The sequence below is a fragment of the Nocardioides albertanoniae genome, assembly GCF_006716315.1.
GTDB lineage: Bacteria > Actinomycetota > Actinomycetes > Propionibacteriales > Nocardioidaceae > Nocardioides > Nocardioides albertanoniae.
In genome coordinates this window covers 961992-982837 of the sequence record NZ_VFOV01000001.1, presented here as the reverse complement: position 1 = coordinate 982837, position 20846 = coordinate 961992, and the positions used below count along the sequence as shown (strand labels likewise).

The 20846-nt window shown below is 70.2% G+C and carries 19 protein-coding genes; 4 read left to right on the top strand and 15 right to left on the bottom strand.

Going from position 1 to position 20846, the window contains the following annotated elements; translation table 11 throughout:
• Nucleotides 1-6 precede the first annotated feature (6 nt).
• The 15 genes from FB381_RS04655 to FB381_RS04585 form a co-directional block, all read right to left on the bottom strand.
• Entirely contained in the window at nt 7-975 is a 969-nt protein-coding gene (locus FB381_RS04655) for an AraC family transcriptional regulator (protein ID WP_141779206.1), read from the bottom strand.
• A 149-nt stretch (nt 976-1124) separates the two neighbouring features.
• Nucleotides 1125-2621, bottom strand: coding sequence for a flavin-containing monooxygenase (locus tag FB381_RS04650; RefSeq protein ID WP_141779205.1), 1497 nt, complete (start codon nt 2619-2621; stop codon nt 1125-1127).
• 107 nt (nt 2622-2728) lie between these two features.
• A complete protein-coding gene (locus FB381_RS04645) occupies nt 2729-3505 on the bottom strand; it encodes an SRPBCC family protein (protein ID WP_141779204.1) in 777 nt (258 codons plus the stop codon).
• Between the two features lie 3 nt (nt 3506-3508).
• Nucleotides 3509-4363, bottom strand: a complete 855-nt coding sequence (locus FB381_RS04640) for an FAD binding domain-containing protein (RefSeq protein ID WP_141779203.1) — start codon at nt 4361-4363, stop codon at nt 3509-3511.
• Nucleotides 4360-6837 (bottom strand): xanthine dehydrogenase family protein molybdopterin-binding subunit, encoded by a 2478-nt coding sequence (locus tag FB381_RS04635; protein WP_141779202.1) that lies wholly within the window; start codon nt 6835-6837, stop codon nt 4360-4362. The genes FB381_RS04640 and FB381_RS04635 overlap by 4 nt, the downstream gene beginning before the upstream one ends.
• Nucleotides 6834-7361 carry a (2Fe-2S)-binding protein gene (locus tag FB381_RS04630; protein WP_141779201.1) on the bottom strand — a complete coding sequence of 176 codons (528 nt, stop codon included), beginning with the start codon at nt 7359-7361 and terminating at the stop codon, nt 6834-6836. Before FB381_RS04630 ends, FB381_RS04635 begins: the two co-directional genes overlap by 4 nt.
• A 90-nt stretch (nt 7362-7451) precedes the next feature.
• A complete protein-coding gene (locus tag FB381_RS04625) occupies nt 7452-8675 on the bottom strand; it encodes a sigma-54-dependent transcriptional regulator family protein (protein ID WP_141779200.1) in 1224 nt (407 codons plus the stop codon).
• A gap of 112 nt (nt 8676-8787) precedes the next feature.
• Nucleotides 8788-9918, bottom strand: a complete 1131-nt coding sequence (locus FB381_RS04620; protein ID WP_141779199.1) for an XdhC family protein — start codon at nt 9916-9918, stop codon at nt 8788-8790.
• A complete protein-coding gene (locus tag FB381_RS04615) occupies nt 9911-11014 on the bottom strand; it encodes a vWA domain-containing protein (protein WP_141779198.1) in 1104 nt (367 codons plus the stop codon). Before FB381_RS04615 ends, FB381_RS04620 begins: the two co-directional genes overlap by 8 nt.
• Nucleotides 11011-11904, bottom strand: a complete 894-nt coding sequence (locus tag FB381_RS04610) for an AAA family ATPase (protein ID WP_141779197.1) — start codon at nt 11902-11904, stop codon at nt 11011-11013. Before FB381_RS04610 ends, FB381_RS04615 begins: the two co-directional genes overlap by 4 nt.
• 56 nt (nt 11905-11960) lie before the next feature.
• Nucleotides 11961-12521: a nucleotidyltransferase family protein gene (locus FB381_RS04605; protein WP_141779196.1), complete on the bottom strand. Its 561-nt coding sequence runs from the start codon at nt 12519-12521 to the stop codon at nt 11961-11963.
• 47 nt (nt 12522-12568) lie between these two features.
• Nucleotides 12569-13156 (bottom strand): hypothetical protein, encoded by a 588-nt coding sequence (locus FB381_RS04600; RefSeq protein WP_141779195.1) that lies wholly within the window; start codon nt 13154-13156, stop codon nt 12569-12571.
• 308 nt (nt 13157-13464) lie between these two features.
• Nucleotides 13465-14511 carry an alpha/beta hydrolase family protein gene (locus FB381_RS04595; protein ID WP_141779194.1) on the bottom strand — a complete coding sequence of 349 codons (1047 nt, stop codon included), beginning with the start codon at nt 14509-14511 and terminating at the stop codon, nt 13465-13467.
• A 166-nt stretch (nt 14512-14677) separates the two neighbouring features.
• Nucleotides 14678-16312 (bottom strand): chaperonin GroEL, encoded by a 1635-nt coding sequence (groL, locus tag FB381_RS04590; RefSeq protein ID WP_141779193.1) that lies wholly within the window; start codon nt 16310-16312, stop codon nt 14678-14680.
• A gap of 225 nt (nt 16313-16537) precedes the next feature.
• Entirely contained in the window at nt 16538-17140 is a 603-nt protein-coding gene (locus tag FB381_RS04585; RefSeq protein WP_141779192.1) for a GNAT family N-acetyltransferase, read from the bottom strand.
• 144 nt (nt 17141-17284) lie between these two features.
• Between FB381_RS04585 and FB381_RS04580 the strand changes: the two genes are divergently transcribed.
• The 4 genes from FB381_RS04580 to FB381_RS04565 are packed head-to-tail and all read left to right on the top strand — an operon-like array spanning nt 17285 to nt 20838.
• Entirely contained in the window at nt 17285-17644 is a 360-nt protein-coding gene (locus FB381_RS04580) for a YciI family protein (protein WP_246087959.1), read from the top strand.
• Complete coding sequence (locus FB381_RS04575; protein WP_141779191.1) at nt 17644-17991, top strand: YciI family protein; 348 nt, start codon at nt 17644-17646, stop codon at nt 17989-17991. Before FB381_RS04580 ends, FB381_RS04575 begins: the two co-directional genes overlap by 1 nt.
• Nucleotides 17988-19235: an RNA polymerase sigma factor gene (locus FB381_RS04570; RefSeq protein ID WP_141779190.1), complete on the top strand. Its 1248-nt coding sequence runs from the start codon at nt 17988-17990 to the stop codon at nt 19233-19235. The genes FB381_RS04575 and FB381_RS04570 overlap by 4 nt, the downstream gene beginning before the upstream one ends.
• A gap of 34 nt (nt 19236-19269) precedes the next feature.
• Nucleotides 19270-20838, top strand: a complete 1569-nt coding sequence (locus FB381_RS04565) for an AMP-binding protein (RefSeq protein WP_141779189.1) — start codon at nt 19270-19272, stop codon at nt 20836-20838.
• Nucleotides 20839-20846 lie beyond the last annotated feature (8 nt).

Below are 20846 nucleotides of genomic sequence, written 5' to 3'. Positions count from 1 at the left end.
TGAGTCTCAGCGCATGAGCGTCTGAGACGGAAGCTCTCCGAACTGCGCGCGGTAGGCCTGCGAGAACCGGCCGAGGTGGAAGAAGCCCCACTGGGCCGCGACCTCGGTGACCGAGACCGCACTGGCGTCCGCGGCGAGCAGGTCGGCGTAGGCACGCTCCAGCCGGGCCCGCCGCCAGTATTCCAACGGCGTGGTGCCGAGGTCGCGCTGGAACCCCTCCTGCAGCGTGCGGGGCGAGACCCCGACCGCCTTGGCCAGCTCGGCGACCTTCCAGGCGCGGTCCGGCTGGGCCTCGAGCAGATCGACGGCCATGCGTACGGCCCGCGAGATGCTGGAGGAGGCGTGCTCGGGCGCGATCTCCAACGACGTGTTGGCCTGCACCGTGAGCAGCCCGCCGATCAGCGCCTGCTCATAGGGCGCGGCGACCAGCGGTGAGCTCATCAGGGAGCCGCCCGCCTCGACGTTGTCGTAGGCCAGACGCACCATCTTCAGCCAGTCGCGCACCTCGGGACGACCCAGGTCGAGGGTGGGGTCGAAGACGACCGGGCCGGAGGACCCCAGCCCGGCGGCGGCCTCCTCGACGGCACTGCGCCGGATGTAGACCTGCAGCTTCTCGCAGCCGTCGGACCAGAGCATGTCGACAGCCTCGGTCGGCGACCCGATCGAGGCGCGGGTGCGGTCGGCGAGCACGACCTGCTCACCCACCTTGACCTTGGCGGTGCCGGCGAGCGGGAGCTGGATCAGGTAGAAGTCGTCGAAGGTGCCCGGCGTGATCCGCACCTCGTCGCCGTAGCGCATGTAGTTGAGCATCACGTCGTCGCCCAGGGGCGCGGCGTTGTGCACCATGTCGAGCTGCGATCCCGCCTTGGTCAGCGCCAGGTAGTGGGAGCAGAACCGCTCCGCCACCGCTTCGCGCGCCTGGTCGACGTCAGTGGTGGCGATCAGGTTGTGACGGCCCAGTAGAGGACGGGGCAATGGGGGCTCCTGGAGCGAGGCTCGACGGACCGAACAGCGTAGTGGAGCCGAAGCCGTCTACGCGGGATCTCGGCGCGATCACCGTCAAAGGTCCCACTCCCGACGAGATGCCGACCCCACCCATATATGCCGGCATCTCGTCGGGTGGACTACCCCTTCGCCGCCAGCTTCCGCGCGAGACGGGGAGTGATCGAGGCGTACGCCTTCGGGTCGATCGGCAGCAGCCACTGCTTCGCCTTGGTCGCGCTGCCGATGTCGAGCCCGACGTCGTCGAGCACCTCGTCGATGTTGTGCATGGAGAACGGGATGACGTTGGTGCCGCGGGCGTGGTGGCCGTCGGTGCGCTCACGCATCCAGGCGACCCGCTCGGCGACGTGCGACTCCATCTCCTCGGCCGACGGCAGGTCGTGCCCGCCGGCGAGGTGGGAGCCGATCCAGACGGCACTCATCTCGGCCGAGAGCGGCGCGAAGAGAGAGGAGTTGTAGCCGGCGAAGGTCAGGTCCGGCACGCCGAGCGGCAGGATCTGGCGGTAGAGCCGGTAGTCGCCGTTGTCGTCGGTGAGCTGGTCCTGGATCTCCTCGGAGAAGAACGGCAGCTCCTGCTGGAAACCGGTCGCGGTCACCACGACGTCGGCAGGCACCGCGCGGCCGTTGGCGAGCTCGGCGTACGCCTTGTCGTCCTTCGAGGTGAAGGTGGCGATCTCGGTGTCGCGCTCGACCACGATGTCGCCGGCCTCGACACCCTCGAAGAATCCCTCGGTGGCCAGCGAGACGGTCGAGCGGGCGATGTCGGTGAACTGACCCTTGGGCAGCAGCCCGAGCTTCTTCAGCTTGAGCTGGCCGGTGGTGACCGACTCGACGCTGCCGACCATCGACCCCGCCATCTTCGAGCCTCCGGCATGCAGCACCTTCTCGGCGCCGTGGATCTCCTGGTAGGGGAAGAGCCCCTCCCCCAGGCGGGTCAGCAGCAGCATCTTGTAGTTGAGGACGCCCTTGATGCGGCGCGGCATCTTCCACAGCAGCTGGCGCGCGACCACGGTGGTCGAGGCGGCTTCCTTGGCGACCTCGACCGCCACGTCACAGGCCGACTTGCCGTAGCCGACGATCACGACGTCCTTGCCCTTGACGGACTCCAGGTCGTGCAGCCGGCTGGGCGGGAGGATCGTGCCGCCCGCGGCCTCGAGCTCGTCGACCCCGTCGTACGTCGGCGAGAACGGCTCCGAGAAGACCCCGCTGGCCACCACCAGGTGGTCGAAGTGCTCGGCCGTCTCGTCCTCCCCGTCGGCCGACGTGACGGTCGTCGAGGTGATGTCCCAGCCGCCCCCTCCAGCCGGCTGGGCACTGCTCACCTCCGTGGAGAGCCTGATCATCGGGGCGAGCTCGAACTTCTCGACGTACATCTCGAGATAGGTCTGCACCTGCTCGCCGCTGAGCCACTCGGGGAACGCCTTGGGCATCCTCAGGTCCGAGAGCGTGTAGGAGTCCTTGCTGTTCTGCGTGGTGAGGCCCGGATAACGACGGGTGCGGCTCCAGACGCCACCGACGTCGGGCGCCTTCTCGAAGACGGTGACGTCGTGACCGAGCTCGGTGAGCACCTTCGCCGACGCAATACCTGCGAACCCGGCACCGATGACCGCGATCTTCACTTTTCTGTTTCCTCTCGCAGCGGGGTCTGCGTAGTGGAAACGCTAGAGACGTCGCCCGGCACCCGCTATCCAGGTTGCGCGGGCGCTATCCGGATTGCGCGACGGATTCACCTCCGCACGAGCTTGCGGACAAACACCACTGCGGCGACGATGGCGGCACCGATGGCGATCTTCTTGCCGTAGTTCTTCATCAGCGCCGGACCCACCGTCGCGCCCAGGTCGATCGCATCGGCTCTCCCTCCGCTGGTCGAGCCGCCCCCGCTGATCGAGCCGCCGGAGCCGCTAGGCGGAGGGGTGTCGAGACCAACACGGTCGTCTGTCGCGCTCGAGGGGACTGTGTTGGTCTCGACACGCTCGCTAGCGCTCGCGGCTCGACCAGCGGAGTCGTCGGCGCTCGCGGCTCGACCAGCGGGGGCGTCGGGCTCGACCGGCGGGGCGGCTGCCGGGGCCGACTTCTCCTCCAGGCACGCCACGAACTGGCCGAGAAGCTTGTCGGAGACGTCCTGCATCACCCCGCGCCCGAACTGGGCGGGCTTGCCGGTGACGGCGAGCTCGGTGACGATCTCGACCTTGGTGCCGTCGCCGTCGGGAGCCATCGTCAGGGTCGCGTTGGCACCCGCGGTGCCGTTGCCTCGCTTGTCACGGCCTTTGGCCTCCACGACCAGCCGACGGGCGGCCTCGTCCTTCTCGACGAAGGTGCCGGAGCCGGCATAGACCATGGCGATCGGGCCGAGCTTGACCTTCACCGTGCCGGAGAAGGTGTCGCCCTCGGCCGAGGTGACCTGGGCTCCCGGGAAGCATTCGGCCAGCGAGCCGATGTCCAAGAAGCTGTCCCAGGTCTCCTCGACCGAGGTCGGAACCGTGAACTCGTGCGTCAGATCCACGCCTCAGCCTCCGAGCGCCTGTGTGATGGCGCGCCTGGTCAGCACGGTGACCAGGTGGCGCCGGTAGTCGGCGTCGCCGTTGAGGTCGGAGGGCGGCTCGACGCCGTCGGCGGCCAGGGCCGCGGCGCTGCGTACGACCTCCTCGGTGGCCTGCTGCCCGACCAGCGCCTGCTCGACGCCGGCTGCGCGCAACGGGGTCGCCCCCATGTTGGTGAGCCCGATCGCCGCGCCCTCGATCACACCCCCGGAGACCTTGAGCGTCGCGCCGACCGCGCAGATCGGCCACTGGTGGGCGACCCGGACGAACTTCTCGTAGTGGGCGCTCCATCCGGTGTGCTTGGGGATGCGTACGCCGGTGAGCAGCTCGTCGTCGGAGACGGCCGTCTCGAAGAGCCCCTGGAAGAAGTCGGCGGCCGGCACCACTCGCTCCCCGGCCGGCCCGGCGATGACGAGCTCGGCATCCAGCGCCAGCGCCGGGGCTCCGAGATCGCCCGCCGGGTCGGCGTGGGCAAGCGCGCCACCGAAGGTGCCACGGTGGCGGACCTGCTCGTCGGCGACCGTAGCCGTGGCATGCGCGACCAGCGCCGCATGCTCGGCCACCAGAGGATCGGTCGCGACGTCGCAGTGACGCGTCATGGCGCCGACGAGGATCGAGTCCCCCTCGTCACGTACGCCGCGGAGCGAGTCGATGCGACCGAGGTCGATGACCCACTCCGGGGCGTTGAGACGCATCCTCAGCACCGGCAGCAGGCTCTGGCCGCCGGCAATCACCTTGGCCTCGTCGCCGTACTGGGCGAGCGCGGCGAGCGCCTCCTCGACCGAGGTCGGGGCGACGTAGTCGAACGATGCGGGAATCACTGGGCGTCTCCTTCCGTGCGGTCGACGTTGCCGGACATGCCCGTCGACGGATCGAAGTGTGCTGCGGCCGCACCGGTGGTCTCGCCGCCGGCCGAACCCTCGTTGATCGCCCGCCACACCCGCTCCGGTGTGCAGGGCATGGCCACGTCGTGCACGCCCAGCGGGCGCAGCGCGTCGACGACGGCGTTGACCACCGCCGGGGTGGAGGCGATCGTGCCGGCCTCGCCGACACCCTTGGTGCCGAGCGTGTTGGTGGTGGCCGGCGAGGTGGTGTGGTCGATCTCGAAGGAGATCGTGTCGGCGGCCGTCGGGAGCAGGTAGTCGACGAACGAGCCCGACACCAGCGTGCCGGCGTCGTCGTAGACCGCGTCCTCCCACAGCGCCTGGGCGATGCCCTGCACCAGTCCACCGTGCACCTGACCTGCGACGATGAGCGGGTTGATGATGTTGCCGATGTCGTCGCAGCAGATGTATCGGCGCATCTTCACCGCCCCGGTCTCGGTGTCGACCTCCATCGCGCACAGGTGGGTGCCGTGCGGGAAGTTGAAGTTGTCGGGGTCGAAGGTGGCCTCGGAGTCGAGGTTGGCCTCGACGCCGTCGGGCAGGTTGTGCGCGGCGAAGACGGCGGTGGCGAGCTCACCGATGGCCATGCCCTGGTCGGTGCCCTTGACCGCCCACCTACCTCCGGAGAACTCCAGGTCGTCGACGCTCGCCTCGAGCAGGTGGGCAGCGATCGGCTTCGCCTTCTCGAGCACCTTGTCGGCGGCCCGCACCAGCGCCTCACCGCCCACGACCAGGCTCCTGGAGCCGTAGGTGTCATAGCCCTTGGCCGCGATCTGGGTGTCGCCGTGGAGCACCTCGACATCCTCGAAAGGCACCCCGAGGCGGTCGGCCACGATCTGGCTGAACGCGGTCTCGTGGCCCTGCCCGTGCGCGCTCGCGCCGGTGATGACCTCGACCTTGCCGGTGGGCGTGAGCCGCACCTCGGCGTGCTCCCAGCCGCCCGCGCCGTAGTCGAGGCTGCCGAGCACCCTCGAGGGCGCCAGGCCACACATCTCGGTGAAGGTCGAGATGCCGATGCCGAGCTGGATCGGGTCGTTGTTGGCCCGTCGCTCAGCCTGCTCGCGACGCAGCTCGTCGTAGCCGAACATCTCCTTCGCCTTGGCGGTCGCGGCCTCGTAGTTGCCCGAGTCGTAGGTCAGGCCCGCGACGGTGGTGAACGGGAACTCCTCGTGCTTGATCCAGTTCTTCTCCCGGATCTCGAGCGGGTCGACCCCGACCTCGGCGGCCAGCTCGTCCATCAGCCGTTCGATGGCGTACGTCGCCTCCGGCCGTCCCGCGCCGCGGTAGGCGTCGGTCCAGGTGGTGTTGGTGAGCACCGTCTGGCAGTTGAACTGGTAGGCCGGGAACTTGTAGATCGCGTTGAACATGAACGCGCCGAGCACCGGGACGCCGCCGCCGACGATCGCGACATAGGCACCCAGGTTGGCGTCGAGCTCGACCTTGAGCCCGGTCACCTGGCCGTCCTTGGTGGCCGAGAGGGTGAGCTTCTGGATCTGGTCGCGACCGTGATGGGCGGCCAGCAGCGACTCGGAGCGGGTCTCGGTGTATTTCACCGGCTTGCCCAGCCGGCGGGCCATCGCGAAGACGATCATCTCCTCCGGCGTCTGCTGGAGCTTGCCGCCGAAACCGCCGCCGACATCGGGCGCGATCACCCGGATCTTCGACTCCGGCACCCCCGTGGTCGCTGCGAACGCGAACCGCAGGATGTGCGGGATCTGGGTAGCGCTCCACACCGTGAACTGCTCACCGGTCGGGTCGCACACGACGCTGCGCGGCTCCATGAAGGCCGGGATCAGGCGCTGCTGGCGGTAGGTGCGCTCCAGGACGATGCCACCGTTCTGCGCGGTGGAGATCGCCTCGTCGACGCTGCCGCCGGTGCCGGCCTCGGCGCTGTCGAAGACCCACAGGGCCGACTTGTTGGTGCCGAGGTCGGGGTGGGCGAGCACCTCGTCCTTGACCGCCTCCTCGAGGGAGACGACCGCGGGGAGCTCCTCGTAGTCGACCTCGACCAGCTCGGCGGCGTCTCGGGCCGCTGCCGCGGACCGGGCGGCCACCACGGCCACGATCTCACCGGCGAAGGTGACCCGGTCGACGGCGACCGGCGGGTGGGCCGGCGCCTTCTGGTCGGGCGTGATCGGCCAGGCGTTGATGCAGACGCCGAGGCTCTCGTCGAAGTCCTTGGCCGCCAGCACGGCGACCACGTTCTCCGAGGTCTCCGCGCCGCTGGTGTCGATGCCGGTGATGCGCGCGTGGGCGAACGGGCTGCGCACCATCGCCAGATGGAGCATCCCGGGCAGGTTGATGTTGTCGGTCCAGCGGGTCCTGCCCGTGATCAGGCGCGCGTCCTCCTTGCGGCGCCGGTCGCGGCCGATCTCGCTCGACTTGTCGGGGCGTGCGTCCACGGCGGTCACAGCGCGTCGACCTCCTCGGTCGCGCCGCGCGTGTCGGCTGCCGTGGCCAGCTGACCGCTGGCGTACTGCACGGCGCGGACGATGTTGTGGTAGCCCGTGCAGCGGCACAGGTTGCCCTCGATGCCCTCACGGATCTCGGACTCGGACGGCTGCGGGTTGCGCTTGATCAGGTCGACGGACTGCATGATCATGCCCGGCGTACAGAATCCGCACTGCAGGCCGTGGCACTCGCGAAACGCCTCCTGCATCGGGTGGAGGCCGCTCTCGGAGGAGTCGGTCGCGGTGGCGGCGAGCCCTTCGATGGTGGTCACCTCGCATCCGTCGGCCTGCACGGCGAGCACGTTGCACGACTTCACCGAGTCACCGTCGAGATGGACCGTGCACGCGCCGCAGTTGCTGGTGTCGCAACCGATGACCGTGCCGGTCTTGCCGAGTCCTTCGCGCAGATACTGCACGAGCAGCGTGCGAGGTGCGACGTCGTCGGTGACCTTCATACCGTCGACGTTCATGCTGATCCGGGTCATGTTGACTCCCTGCCAGACGTCACTGTGTGGGCCAGGTCACACTAGGACGCGCAGGGTTGGGCAGCGGTTGGCCAGCCGCTGCAGGAGCTCCTACCGGCTGGCGGCCAGACGGGCCCGCAGCAGCGGCACCGCCGGATGAGCGCTCCCGCCGAGCCGCCTCAGGCAGTGGTCGACGACCTCGGTGTCGTAGGGAGCCAGCTCGCTGTAGCGCAGCACCGCGTCGGGCTGCGGGTCACCGATCAGCGACTCGCGCAGCGCGACCGCGACGTACTCGGCCATCTCGGCCAGAGCCGGGCTGTTGGTGCCGGGCAGCAGATCACCGCCGTACGCCTCCACGGCAGCAGCGACGCGGCCGTGGCGGATCAAGGTCAGCACCTGCTCGACGTCGGTGGCGACCGGCATCAGCAACCGGTAGGGACGCGAGGCCACCTGACCACCGAGCGCCTGCCGCAAGTGGGAGACCTCGGCCTTGAGCGTGGAGAAGGTGACCGCCTGGTCGCCGTAGACCATCGCGTGCAGTCGCTCGAGCGAGAGCCCTTCGGGATGAAGCGCGAGCAGCGCCAGGATCTCGGTCTGGCGGCGGTTGAGCAACAGCCGCTGGCCATCGAGCCAGGTCTCCGCGGTGCCCAGCAGAGTGAGCACCAGACCGGGTTGGGCGATCGCCTCGTCGGCCTGCTGGGTCGGCAGGCTCGGCAGCGCCCCCTCGATCAGCCGGGCCATCACCCGGGCCGTGGCCAGACCGATCGGGTGGGTGCGGTCCCAGGTCGTGGAGAGGTCGAGCACGCCGAGGTGGGTGCCGGTGACCGGGTCGTGGAGCGGCGCGGCCCAGCAGACCCAGTTGTGCACCGCCTCGGCGTAGTGCTCGGCACCGAAGACCATCGCCGGGGCGTCGGTGCGGTTGGCGAGGTCGAGCGCGTTGGTGCCGGCCGACTGGTCGTCCCAGCGACCCGCGGGCACGAAGTTGACCGCCTCGGCCTTGCGCCGCATCACCCGTCCGCCGTAGGTCCACAGCACCCGCGTGTCGGGGTCGGTGACCGCGATGACGAGGTCGCCGTCGTCGGCGGTGCTGCGCAGATCCTCCTCGACCCGCTCGACGGCGAGCTGGAGCGGCGAGCCGCGCCACATCTCGCGGGTCTCGTCCTCGTCGGCCAGCGGCGCCTCGCGCACGTCGGGCCGCACCGCCGTCGCCGAGCGCGTCCAGCTCGAGAGGATCTCGGGCCGCACGAACTCTTCGGCGTCGTCACCGCCCTCGATGAACGTGGTCCAGGCACGCGTCGCGTCGACGCGACGCGCCTGCAGGTCGCTGCGAACCATCACTCCCCCTCTGGGGTCCGGCTCTGTCGAGCTGGCTGGTCCTGCCAAGGTAGCACTCGGTGACGCACCTCACGACCGCCTTCGCGGTAGTGCGGACGACCCGGGCCCGACCTCAGCGATAGACGACGTCCTGATGGATCCGGCCCTGCGTCGCAGCCAGGCGCTCGCCGGTGCCGCCCCAGCGACCGGCGATGATCTCGGCGGCGATCGAGACGGCGGTCTCCTCCGGCGTACGGGCACCGAGGTCGAGTCCGATCGGGCTGCTCAGGCGGGCGATCTCCTCGTCGGTGAGGCCGGCTTCGCGCAGGCGGGCGAGGCGGTCGTCGTGGGTGCGGCGCGAGCCCATCGCGCCGATGTAGGCGACCTCGGGGAGGCGGAGGGCGACCTCGAGGAGGGGTACGTCGAACTTGGGGTCGTGGGTGAGGACGGCGATCACGGTGCGCTGATCGATGCGGCCCTCCTCGAGCTCGGTGCGCAGGTAGCGGTGGGGCCAGTCGACGACGACCTCGTCGGCCTCCGGGAAGCGGGAGTTGGTGGCGAAGACCGGGCGGGCGTCGCAGACGGTGACCCGGTAGCCGAGGAAGGTGCCGACCCGGGCGACGGCGGCGGCGAAGTCGATCGCGCCGAAGACGAGCATCCGGGGCTTGGGCGCGAAGGACCACACGAAGACGCGCATGCCCTCGCCGCGGCGCTCGCCGTCGATGCCGTAGGAGAGCGTCTGGTTGGTGCCGTGGGCCAGGAGCCCGAGCGCGTCGTCGTGGACGGCGTCGTCCATCCGGGCGCTGCCCAGCGATCCCTTGACCCCTTCGGGGTGGATCAGCACGCGGCGCCCCAGGATCTCTGGGTCGGGATGCTCGATGACGGTCGCGAGCGCGACCGGGCTGCCGCTGCGTACGTCCTCGGCGAGCTCGCCGAGCTCGGGGAAGGTCTCCTTCGAGACCTTCTCGACGAAGACGTCGAGGATGCCACCGCAGGTCAGGCCGACCGAGAAGGCGTCGTCGTCGGAGACGCCGTAGCGGTTGAGCTCGGCCACACCGGTCTCGGCGACCTCGCGGGAGACCTCGTAGACCGCGCCCTCGACGCAGCCGCCCGAGACCGAGCCGACCGCGGTCTCGTCCGGGCCGACCAGCATGGAGGCCCCCGGTGGCCGGGGCGCCGACTGGAAGGTCGCCACCACGGTGGCCACCGCCACGGTCTCGCCGGAGTCCCACCACTTCATCAGATCGTCGAGCACGTCACGCACGCGCGATCACCTCCACCAGATCCTCGTACGTCGCCAGTGAGTGCCCGGCGACGAAGTCGTCCACGTGCGGCAGCACCGCGACGATGCCTCGCTGCAGCGGCTCATATCCAACCTTGCCACGGTGTGGGTTGAGCCACACCACCCGATGGGCGAGACGATGCAGCCTCGCCGTCTGCTCCTCGAGGAGCGTGGTGTCGCCGCGCTCCCAGCCGTCGCTCGCGACGACCACCACGGCGCCCCTGGCCAGGCCGAGGTGTCGCCGCAGGAATGCCTGCAGGTTGTCGCCGAGCCGGGTGCCGCCCGACCAGTCGGGCACCGCCTCCCCCGCCGCGACGAGCGCGCGGTCCGGGTCGCGGTGGCGCAGTGCGCGGGTGATGTCGGTGAGCCTGGTGCCCAGCGTGAACACGGCGCCGTGCCCGCCGGCCGTGCTCACCCGGTGGGCGACCCGCAGCAGCACGTCCGCGTAGTCGCTCATCGATCCGGAGACGTCGATCAGCCAGACCACCCGCCGCGGGCGCTCGCCGCGCCGGCGGTAGTGGATCTCGGCGGGTTCGCCGAGGTGGCGCAGGCTGGCTCGCAGGGTGCGGTGGGCGTCGACGCGGCCGCGGCGCCAGGCGTCCTGACGCGGCGTGGGTCTGCGCGGCGTCTGCGGTCGCAGTCTCGCGATCAGGCCGGCGACCCGCTCCTGCTCGGCCGAGCTGAGGTCGGCGACGTCTCGGTGACGCAGGGTCTCGATGTCGCTGGCCTGTGCCCGGACGACGTCACCGTCCTCCTCACCGGCGCCGTCCCCGGCCTGCGGCTCGGTCTCGGGGAGGGTGGAGACGGCCGAGACCGTACGCAGCGACACCGGCGGCACCGGCATCCTCGCCGTCGACCCGAACCAGGCCTCGAAGACCTGGTCGTAGCGGCGCAGGTCGTCGGGGCCGGCGCACAACGTCGCGCGTCCTGCGGCATAGGTCGCAGCCGCGTCAGCGGCGCCGAGGATCGCCGTGGCCTGCAGGAAGCCGTGAGCGCGGTCCTGGGTCGCCGCCACCCCTGCCGCACGCAGGGCTCGGGTGAAGCCGAGCAGGATCTCCGTGCCGTCGTGATCGTTCATGCCAGCAGCCGATCCAGGGCCGCCCGCACCCGGTCGCCGTCCTCACGATGCTTGACGAGCGCGCCGAGGGTGGCCGCGGCGCTCTCCAGGTCGAGCTCGAGCGCCCCCAGGTGATGCAGCGCGCGGGCCCAGTCGAGGGTCTCGGCCACGCCCGGCGCCTTGAGCAGAGCGCTCGCGGCGCCGGCGCCGCTGTCGGTGCCGCGCAGCTGCTGCACGACGGTGACCACCTGGCGAGCGAGCGTCTCGGAGACCTCGGGGGCCCGGCGACGTACGATCTCGACCTCGCGGTCGAGCCCCGGATGGTCGATCCAGTGGTAGAGGCAGCGGCGCTTGAGGGCGTCGTGGAGCTCGCGGGTGCGGTTGGAGGTGAGCACGACGATCGGCGGCACCGCGGCGGCGACCGTGCCGAACTCCGGGATCGTCACGCGATAGGTCGAGAGCACCTCGAGCAGGAACGCCTCGAACTCGTCGTCGGCCCGGTCGATCTCGTCGACGAGCAGCACCGACGGCGAGCGTCGCAGCGCAGCCAGCACCGGACGGGCGAGCAGGAACCGCTCGTCGTAGAGCGACTTCTCCGCCTCCTCGACCTCGGCGTCGGTGCCGGCCGCCTCGAGGGCGCGCAGGTGCAGGATCTGGCGGGCGAAGTCCCAGTCGTAGAGCGCCTGGGTGGAGTCGATGCCCTCATAGCACTGCAGCCGCACCATCGGGAGGTCGAGAGCCTCCGCGATCGCCTCGGCCAGCGCGGTCTTGCCGGTGCCGGGCTCCCCCTCGAGGAGCAGCGGCCGCTGCATCTTCACCGCGAGGAACGTCACCGTGGCCAGCTCGGGGTCTGCCAGATATCCGGTGGAGGCCAGCCGCTCGGCAATCACCCCAGGCGAGTTCGGCTCCATGTCGCAACCCTAGAGGGCGAGAAGTTGGCTGGTGGTTGGGAAACCAGGGAACGGCATCAGCGGGCTCGGTCGACGTCGGAGCCGGTCGCCAGGTCGCCGCACTCCACCAGGCGTACGTCGTGCGACCTCAGGTAGGTCCGCGCACCCTGGTCGCCCACCGCGGCGTCGGTGACTCCCTGCCAGTGGTCGCGGCCGATCAGCACCGGATGGCCGGGAACCCCTGCGTACGCCGCTCGCGCCAACCCAGCGGTGGCGTCGTCGTCCGCTCCGGCCCGGACCATCCGCGCAACCACGTCAGCGCCCACGTCGGGCAGATCGACGAGGTGGACGAGAGCCCCCTCGACGTCCGACCCGAGGGCGCCCGACCCGAGCGCGTGCAGACCGGCCCGGAGCGAGGCGCCCATCCCCTCGTCCCAGTCGTCGGCGACGACGACCTCCTGGCCGGCCGGGAGCAGCGCACGAGCCTCCTCGGCGGCGGCGCCGAGCACCACGAGCACGCGGTCGCAACCACCCTCGCGAAGCACGCCGATCGACCGGACCAGCCAGTCGTCGACGAGCGCCTTCGGTCTCCCCATCCGGCGCCCCGCGCCGGCGGCCAGCAGCAGCCCGGCGATCATCGGCGCGGCCCGCTCGGGTGCGGCATCACTTGAAGATCACGTGAAGGTCACTTGAAGGCGTTGGTGTACATCTTCTGCAGCTTCGCGTCCTTGACGTCGCTGTAGCCGCAGCCGATCACCTTGGCGTCGCCCTTGGCCGCGACGAGATAGGTCTTGTCCTTCTTGAACTCCGGCATCGGGATCGTGCTCGGCTTGGGCAGGCTGACCCGGACGGTGTCGGTGCCGCCGAAGCCGTCGGCGTACATCCAGGTCTTCACCCGCAGCTCGGCCTCGCTGCCGGCAGACGTCGTCGTGGTCGAGACCACGGTGCCCTCGAAGGCCAGCGCGGCGTTCTGGGCAAGCCACTTCGCGGTCGGCGGGATGCAGCGGGCGGCGTCGCCGACCACGGTCAGCTCGGTCGCCCCGTCACCCTCGGCAGGAGCCGACGGCGAGGGCGGCTCCGCGGTCTCGGTGACGGTCGCGGTCGGCGATGCGGGGCCGGCCTTCGGGTCGTCGGCCTTGTCGTCGGACCCGAGGAGCCCGAAGGAGGCGACCACGGCGACCAGGACGACCAGGACGGCGACGACAGCCGCGATCCAGCGCCACGGTGAACGCGGCTGCTTCATCTCGGTCTTCTGTCCGGCGTCGACGCTCATGCCAACATCATGCCCCATCGTCGTGCGTCATCTGCGGACGTCGCCGGAGGTTCGGCGACCGGCGGCCACCACACACGCAGGCACACACGCAGGCGGGGCCCTGACTTCGATGAGCCCTGACCCCGCCCGCCTCTGCAGAACCTCACCCGGACGTCATTGGGCTTCAAAGCCCCCCAGGTCCAGACGCTTCCCCGCAGTTGGCCACTGTGTGTGGAGCACCCATGCTGCGTTACCGACCTGTTGCCGAAACAGTGTCGAAAGTCCTCAAATGACGGGACCTGTGGGCCCGCCCGAGCCACCTGATCAGGTCATCCCAGGTGGCGATCGAGAAACCCGGCGACCCGCCTGATGGAGAGGTCCCACTGCGGCCCGAAGGCGTGCTGCTCCCCCTGATAGACCCACAGCCGCTGACGTACGCCCGCGGCCTCGAGCAGGTCCCGGGTCCGGTAGGCCCACCGGATCGGGCAGGACTCGTCGTCGGTCCCGTGGTGCATCTGCAGCGGAACCTCGATGCGATCGAAGTAGGTCCGGGCCGACAGCCCGGCCCAGAACTCAGGCTCCCGCTCGGGGTCGCCGTGCTGTCGGTAGAGCCGGGCCACCTCGTCCGGCCGCGACGGCACCGCCCAACGGTCGATGCTGTCGACGATGTCGGAGGAGACCGAGGCGTACGCCACGCCTGCCCGCACCAGGCCGGGCCGGGCGACCAGCACGTTCATCACCACGGCGCCGCCCATGGAGCGGCCGAGCAGCGCGGTGCGGTCGGGGTCGACGTACGGGAGCCGCTTCATCGCCTGGACGGCGTTGATCGTGTCGCGGGTGTAGCCGAGGCGGCTCTCGTCCTCCTCGGTGCCCTCCGGGCTCTGCCAACTCTTGGGCGACGAGGAGCCGGCATGGCCGCGATAGTCGGTGTGCAGGACGACGTAGCCCTCCCGCGCCAGCCGGTCCTGCTCGCGTCGTAGCCCCTGCCCGGTCACGTAGATGTCGGTGTCGATGTGGCCGTGCGCGAAGACCACGCCCGGGAACGGACCGGACCCCCGCGGCCGGAGGAGCACCCCGGTGATCGTCAGCCGATCGCTCGGGTAGCTGACCTCGAAGCGCCGGTAGGCGTCCGTGCTCCCCGACTCGCGCAGCACCTTCACCTCGCCACCGGGGAAGTCCTCCCGCATCAGCTGCGGGAGCGAGACCTTGTCGGTCACCGGCGGCAGCGTCTGCGACGGGCTCGAGGAGGGCGCGGACGGTGTCGTCGAGGCTCCTGGTGTCGCGCTCCGGGACGGTGGCGAAGCCGCCGGCTCGCCGCCGCATCCGGCGAGAAGCACGGCTGAGAACGCCAGCGCCGACATCGCCTTCGGGCCCATGCGGTCGAGAGTAGCGCCGCGCCCGCGGTACGACGGGACACTTCGGTCGCTCTACCCGCTGGTAACGGACGCGAACGTCCCGTCGTACCTCCTGGCGGCAACCGGAACACGCGAAGAGGGCCTCTCCCGAAGGAGAGGCCCTCTTGGTGGAGCTAGCGAAACAGCCTCAGAAGCCCATGCCGCCCATGTCACCCATGCCACCGGTCGGGTCGCCACCAGCGGCGGCCTTCTCCGGCTTGTCGGCCACGACGGCCTCGGTGGTGAGGAACAGCGCGGCGATCGACGCAGCGTTCTGCAGCGCGGAGCGGGTCACCTTGGCCGGGTCGATGATGCCGGCCTGGAGCAGGTCGACGTACTCGCCCGTGGCCGCGTTGAGGCCCTGGCCGATCGGGAGACCGGCGACCTTCTCCGCCACGACGCCGCCCTCGAGGCCGGCGTTGACCGCGATCTGCTTCAGCGGCGCCGAGATGGCGGCCCTGACGATCGAGGCGCCGGTGGACTCGTCGCCCTCGAGCTCGAGCTTCTCGAACGCGGAGACGGCGGCCTGGATCAGCGCGACACCACCGCCGGGGAGGATGCCCTCCTCGACAGCAGCCTTCGCGTTGCGGACGGCGTCCTCGATGCGGTGCTTGCGCTCCTTGAGCTCGACCTCGGTGGCCGCGCCGACCTTGATGACGGCCACGCCGCCGGCCAGCTTGGCGAGGCGCTCCTGGAGCTTCTCGCGGTCGTAGTCGGAGTCGGACTTCTCGATCTCGGCGCGGATCTGGTTGACCCGACCCTCGATCTGACCCTCGTCGCCGGAACCCTCGACGATGGTGGTCTCGTCCTTGGTGATGACGACCTTGCGGGCCTGCCCGAGCAGCTCGATGCCGGCGGTCTCCAGGGAGAGGCCGACCTCCTCGGAGATGACCTGGCCACCGGTGAGGATCGCGATGTCCTGCAGCATGGCCTTGCGGCGGTCACCGAAGCCCGGAGCCTTGACGGCGACGGACTTGAAGGTGCCCTTGATCTTGTTGACGACCAGCGTCGAGAGAGCCTCGCCGTCGACGTCCTCGGCCAGGATGACCAGCGGCTTGCCGGTCTGCATGACCTTCTCCAGGACCGGGACCAGGTCCTTCACGCTGGAGATCTTCGAGTTGACGATCAGGATGTACGGGTCGTCGAGGACGGTCTCCATACGCTCCGGGTCGGTCACGAAGTAGGCCGAGATGTAGCCCTTGTCGAAGCGCATACCCTCGGTCAGCTCGAGGTCGAGCCCGAAGGTGTTCGACTCCTCGACCGTGATGACGCCTTCCTTGCCGACCTTGTCCATCGCCTCGGCGATGATCTCGCCGACGGTGTTGTCAGCAGCGGAGATCGAGGCGGTAGCAGCGATCTGCTCCTTGGTCTCGATGTCCTTGGCCTGGGCGAGCAGCTGCTCGGAGACGGCGTCGACGGCCGCCTCGATGCCGCGCTTCAGGCCGGCCGGGTTGGCACCCGCGGCGACGTTGCGAAGACCCTCGCGAACCAGCGCCTGGGCGAGAACGGTCGCGGTCGTCGTGCCGTCACCGGCGACGTCGTCGGTCTTCTTCGCGACCTCCTTGACCAGCTCGGCACCGATCTTCTCGTAGGGGTCCTCGAGCTCGATCTCCTTGGCGATGGAGACACCATCGTTGGTGATCGTGGGGGCGCCCCACTTCTTCTCGAGAACGACATTGCGGCCCTTGGGGCCGAGGGTGACCTTGACGGCGTCTGCGAGGGTGTTGAGACCCTTCTCCAGACCCCGACGGGCCTCCTCGTTGAAAGCAATAAGCTTCGGCATTAGCTCCTGCGATCCTTCACTTGGGAAGTTCGTTGGATCCGGTCCGATGGGTTGCCCGCGACGGACGACGCCGTCAGCCACGAACCCTTCTCGTGACCTCTGAACGCCTCAACGTCACCGGTCCGGTTGTTGTCACTCTCATGGTAAGAGTGCCAGCCTCATGTTTAGCACTCGACCCCTGAGAGTGCAAGAAATCCGAGGCCGTCAGGCCGCGTCACAGAGCCTTCACAGAGGCTTCACGAGCTCGGCGAACTCGAGGTCGTCACGCAGCGGGACGCCGAAGCGCTCGTCGCCGTAGGGGAACGGCTCGAAGGCGCCCGTGCGCCGGAACCCCCGCCGCTCGTAGAACGCGATCAGGTCCTCGCGCTGGCGGATCACGGTCATCCGCATCTCCCCCGCACCGAGCTCCTCGCGCGCGATCCGCTCCGCCTCGGCCAGGACCGCCTTGCCGACACCGCCACCCTGCAGACCCGGGGAGACCGAGAACATCCCGAAGTAGACGTAGGCGAATCGAGCGAGGTCGGGCGGCGAGCTTGCTCGTCCGTCCGCGCCGAGCGAGGGAGCAACCGCGCGAAGCGCGGACGCGTCGCGCTTCTGCAGCTGGCAGCAGCTGACGATCCGCTCCGACCGCTCGGCGACCAGCAGCCGCGAGCCCGGCGCGAGGATCACGTCGCGTACGCCCTCGGGGTCGGTGCGCTGGCCGGCCAGCAGGTCCGCCTCGGTCGTCCAGCCCACCCGGGAGTCGTCGCCCCGGTACGCCGACTCGATCAGCCCGACCAGGGGTTCGACGTCGGAGAGGGTCGCATCACGGAAGACCAGTTCGGGCACGGCGTCGAGCGTAGCCGCCGGGTGGACGACGTACGTCCTCGTTCGTTCTCGGTGTCGATGTGGCCTCTCTGTGTCGATTTGGCACTGCCCCACCCGTCATCCCGGTGTAAGACTCGAACCGAGGCACACGAAGGGATCACGACGATGACCAGATACATGGTGCTGCTACCGACGAACGAGGCCTTCTGGGCCGAGGCCACGCCGGAGGAGAAGGCGGCCGGATACGAGGTGCACGGCAGGTTCGCCAAGCTCCTCGCCGAGCGCGGCCACAAGGTCACCGGTGGCGCCGAGCTCCACCACTCCAGCAAGGCCAAGACGCTGCGGAAGACCGGTGAGGGCGTGTCGATCACCGACGGCCCGTACGCCGAGAGCGTCGAGCACGTGACCGGCTTCTACACGATCGAGACCGACGACGTCGACGACATGCTCGAGTGCTGCACCGTGCTCGCCGAGCTCGAGACGGCGCTCGAGGTCCGCGAGATCGTCGACCACGAGGAGATGTGATGAGGTATCTCCTCCTGCTCGGCGGCCCCGACCACCACGCCCGCTGGGACGCCCTCTCTGAGGAGCAGAAGCAGGCGGCGTACGCCGACTTCGGTGCCTTCGCGACGGCGGTCGCGGAGCGGGGCGAGCTGATCGACGGAGACGCCCTCCAGCCCGCCACCACCTCGCTCACCGTCCACGAGGACGGCTCGGTCACCGACGGCCCGTTCGCGGAGTCGGTCGAGCAGCTCGGCGGCTACTACGTGGTCGAGGTGCCCTCGATCGACGACGCCGTCGCCCTCGCGAAGCTGCTCCCGAAGCACTTCGCGGTCGAGGTCAGGCCGACCCAGGGCGTCCAGATCAGGTGACGTACGCCGAGACGTTGCTGCGCGAGGAGTGGGGCCGCCTGCTGGCCCTGCTCGTCGCGCAGTTCCGTCGGCTCGACCTGGCCGAGGAGGGCTTGGCCGACGCGTTCGAGGCGGCCGCCCGGCACTGGCCGGTCGACGGCGAGCCCGACAACGGACCGGCCTGGCTGCTCACCACCGCGCGCCGGCGGATCGTGGACCGGATGCGCTCCGAGGAGGTGCTGGCCCGCAAGATGCCGCTGCTCGCCGTGGATGCGGCGGTGACCCAGGAGGCGCAGCGGGTCATGGCCACGGTGCCGGCCGGGGCGGGCGGCGAGACGGTCTCCGACGAGCGGCTGCGGCTGGTGCTGCTCTGCACCCACCCGACGCTGTCGCGCGAGGCGGCGGCCGCGCTCACCCTCCGGCTGGTGCTCGGCGTCTCCACCGAGGACATCGGGCGGCTCTTCCTGCAGTCGAAGGCGACGATGGCGGCGCGGCTGACCCGGGCGCGGAAGCGGCTGGCGGGCGCCTCCTTCGAGGTGCCCGCGGACCTCGCCGACCTGGCCGGCCGGGTCGGCATCGTCGCCGAGGTCGCCTATCTCGCGTTCACAGCCGGCTACGCCCCCGGCACCGGCCCCGATGTCGTACGCACCGACCTGGCCGGCGAGGCGATCCGGCTGGTCCGGGTGCTGCGCGCCGTGCTCCCGGCGCCCGACCACGAGGTCGACGCCCTGCTCGCCCTGATGCTGCTGCAGCACTCCCGCCGCGACGCGCGGATCGGACCGGACGGTGCCCTCGTCCTGCTCCCCGACCAGGACCGCACCCGCTGGCGCACCGAGGAGGTCACCGAGGCGGTGGCGCTCCTCACCCCGCTCGCCCACGCCGCGCCGGCGCCGTATCTCCTCCAGGCCCTGATCGCCGCCGAGCACGCCGTCGCGCCCACCTCCGAGGCGACCGCCTGGCACCGGATCGTCGAGCGCTACGACGAGCTGCTCGCACTCTGCGACACCCCCGTCGTCCGGCTCAACCGCGCGGTCGCGGTCGCCGAGGCAGACGGAGCCGCTGCCGGGCTCGAGGCGCTGGAGTCGGTCGCGCTCCCGGGACACCGGCTCCCCGCCGTACGTGCGCAGCTGCTGGAGCGGTCGGGGCAGCACCTCGACGCGATCGAGGCCTACGCCGCGGCGGTGGCGCTCTGCACGCACGGGCCGGAGCGGGCCGATCTCGACCGACGACGGGCCGTCCTGGAAGGTTTGCACACCGATCCCTAGACGAGAACACGTTCTACTTGTCACACTCGGAGCTGTGACCCCGATCACTCTGCCCGACATCCTCGAGGCGATGGCCGACGCCATCCCCGACCACACCGCCGTGTTCACGATGGACCGCGCCTACAGTTATGCCGAGCTCGACGAGCGCGCGAGCCGTCTGGCCAACCACCTCATCGGCCAAGGCATCGAGCCGGGCGACCACGTCGCCGTGCACTCCCGCAACCGCATCGAGTGGGTCGACGCGTTCTACGGGATCATGAAGGCCCGGGCGGTGCCGATCAACATCAACCACAAGTATCTCCACGACGAGCTCGACCATCTCTACCGCAGCTCCGACGCCGTCGCCGCGATCATCGGCCCCGAGCACGTCGAGGCCGTCGCGAACCTCGACCTCGGCATCCCGACGCTGGTGCTGGGCGAGGCGTACGACGCCGCGGTCTCTGCGGCCTCCAAGGAGCGCCCCGACGTCGAGCGCAGCGCCGACGACCGCTACGTCATCTACACCGGTGGCACGACCGGGATGCCGAAGGGTGTCGAGTGGCGCCAGGAGGACATCATCCGCGCCGCGATGAACGCCAGCCGGTTCGGCGCGCCCTTCGAGACCGTCGAGCAGCTCACCGAGGAGGCCGCCGCCCGGGAGACCCCGATGATGCTGCTGGCCTGCGGCCCGATGATGCACGGCGGCAGCCAGTGGATCATGGGCAACGGCCACGTCGCCGGGTGCGCGGTCGCCCTCTACACCGAGCCCACCTGGTCGGCCGAGACGATCCTCGACCTGGTCGAGGCAGCCGGGGTCAACTCGCTCACCTTCCTCGGCGACGCGATGGGCCGTCCGGTCGCCGAGGCGATCCTGCGCGAGCCGGAGCGCTGGGACCTGAGCAGCCTGTTCGCCGTCTCCAACGGCGCCGCGCCGATCTCGGCGGGCGTGCGGTCACAGCTGCAGCAGGCGCTGCCCGGCCGCTACCTGCTCGACACCTACGGCGCCTCGGAGTCGGGGGCGACCGGCATGCACGTCGACGAGGGCAAGGAGGGCGCGCAGGCGGCGCCGAGGTTCCAGGTCGGGATGGACGTGCAGGTCTTCGACACCGACCTGTCGCCGTGCGCACCGGGCGAGAGCGGGATGCTCGCCCGCACCGGTCCGATCCCGTTGGGCTACTACGGCGACCCGGTCAAGACCGCCGCGACGTTCAAGGAGATCGACGGACAGCGGTGGTCGATCCCGGGCGACTTCGCACGGCGCGAGGAGGACGGCTCGATCACCGTGCTGGGCCGCGGCTCGGGCTGCATCAACACCGGCGGGGAGAAGGTCTTCCCCGAAGAGGTCGAGGCGGTGCTGCTGCGCCACGAGGACGTCTTCGACACCGCGGTCGTCGGCACCCCGAACGAGCGGTGGGGCCAGCAGGTCACAGCGCTCGTGCAGCTCCGCGACGGCGCGCAGGCCTCTCCGGAGGCCCTGCGGACGCACTGCCGGAGCCTGATCTCCGCCTACAAGGTGCCCAAGGACATCCTTCTCGTCGAGCGGGTCCCCAGGACGCCCGTGAGCAAGGTGGACTATCGTGCGAGCGCTGCGGTCGCTGCCGAGCTGCTCGAGGCGCACACGTGACGACCGTC

Coding starts and splice junctions, on each gene's coding strand:
- FB381_RS04630 (WP_141779201.1), bottom strand. CDS start 7,361: ATGACCCGGATCAGCATGAACGTCGACGGTATGAAGGTCACCGACGAC.
- FB381_RS04625 (WP_141779200.1), bottom strand. CDS start 8,675: ATGGTTCGCAGCGACCTGCAGGCGCGTCGCGTCGACGCGACGCGTGCC.
- FB381_RS04615 (WP_141779198.1), bottom strand. CDS start 11,014: ATGAACGATCACGACGGCACGGAGATCCTGCTCGGCTTCACCCGAGCC.
- FB381_RS04610 (WP_141779197.1), bottom strand. CDS start 11,904: ATGGAGCCGAACTCGCCTGGGGTGATTGCCGAGCGGCTGGCCTCCACC.
- FB381_RS04605 (WP_141779196.1), bottom strand. CDS start 12,521: ATGATCGCCGGGCTGCTGCTGGCCGCCGGCGCGGGGCGCCGGATGGGG.
- FB381_RS04600 (WP_141779195.1), bottom strand. CDS start 13,156: ATGAGCGTCGACGCCGGACAGAAGACCGAGATGAAGCAGCCGCGTTCA.
- FB381_RS04595 (WP_141779194.1), bottom strand. CDS start 14,511: ATGGGCCCGAAGGCGATGTCGGCGCTGGCGTTCTCAGCCGTGCTTCTC.
- groL (WP_141779193.1), bottom strand. CDS start 16,312: ATGCCGAAGCTTATTGCTTTCAACGAGGAGGCCCGTCGGGGTCTGGAG.
- FB381_RS04580 (WP_246087959.1), top strand. CDS start 17,285: ATGACCAGATACATGGTGCTGCTACCGACGAACGAGGCCTTCTGGGCC.
- FB381_RS04575 (WP_141779191.1), top strand. CDS start 17,644: ATGAGGTATCTCCTCCTGCTCGGCGGCCCCGACCACCACGCCCGCTGG.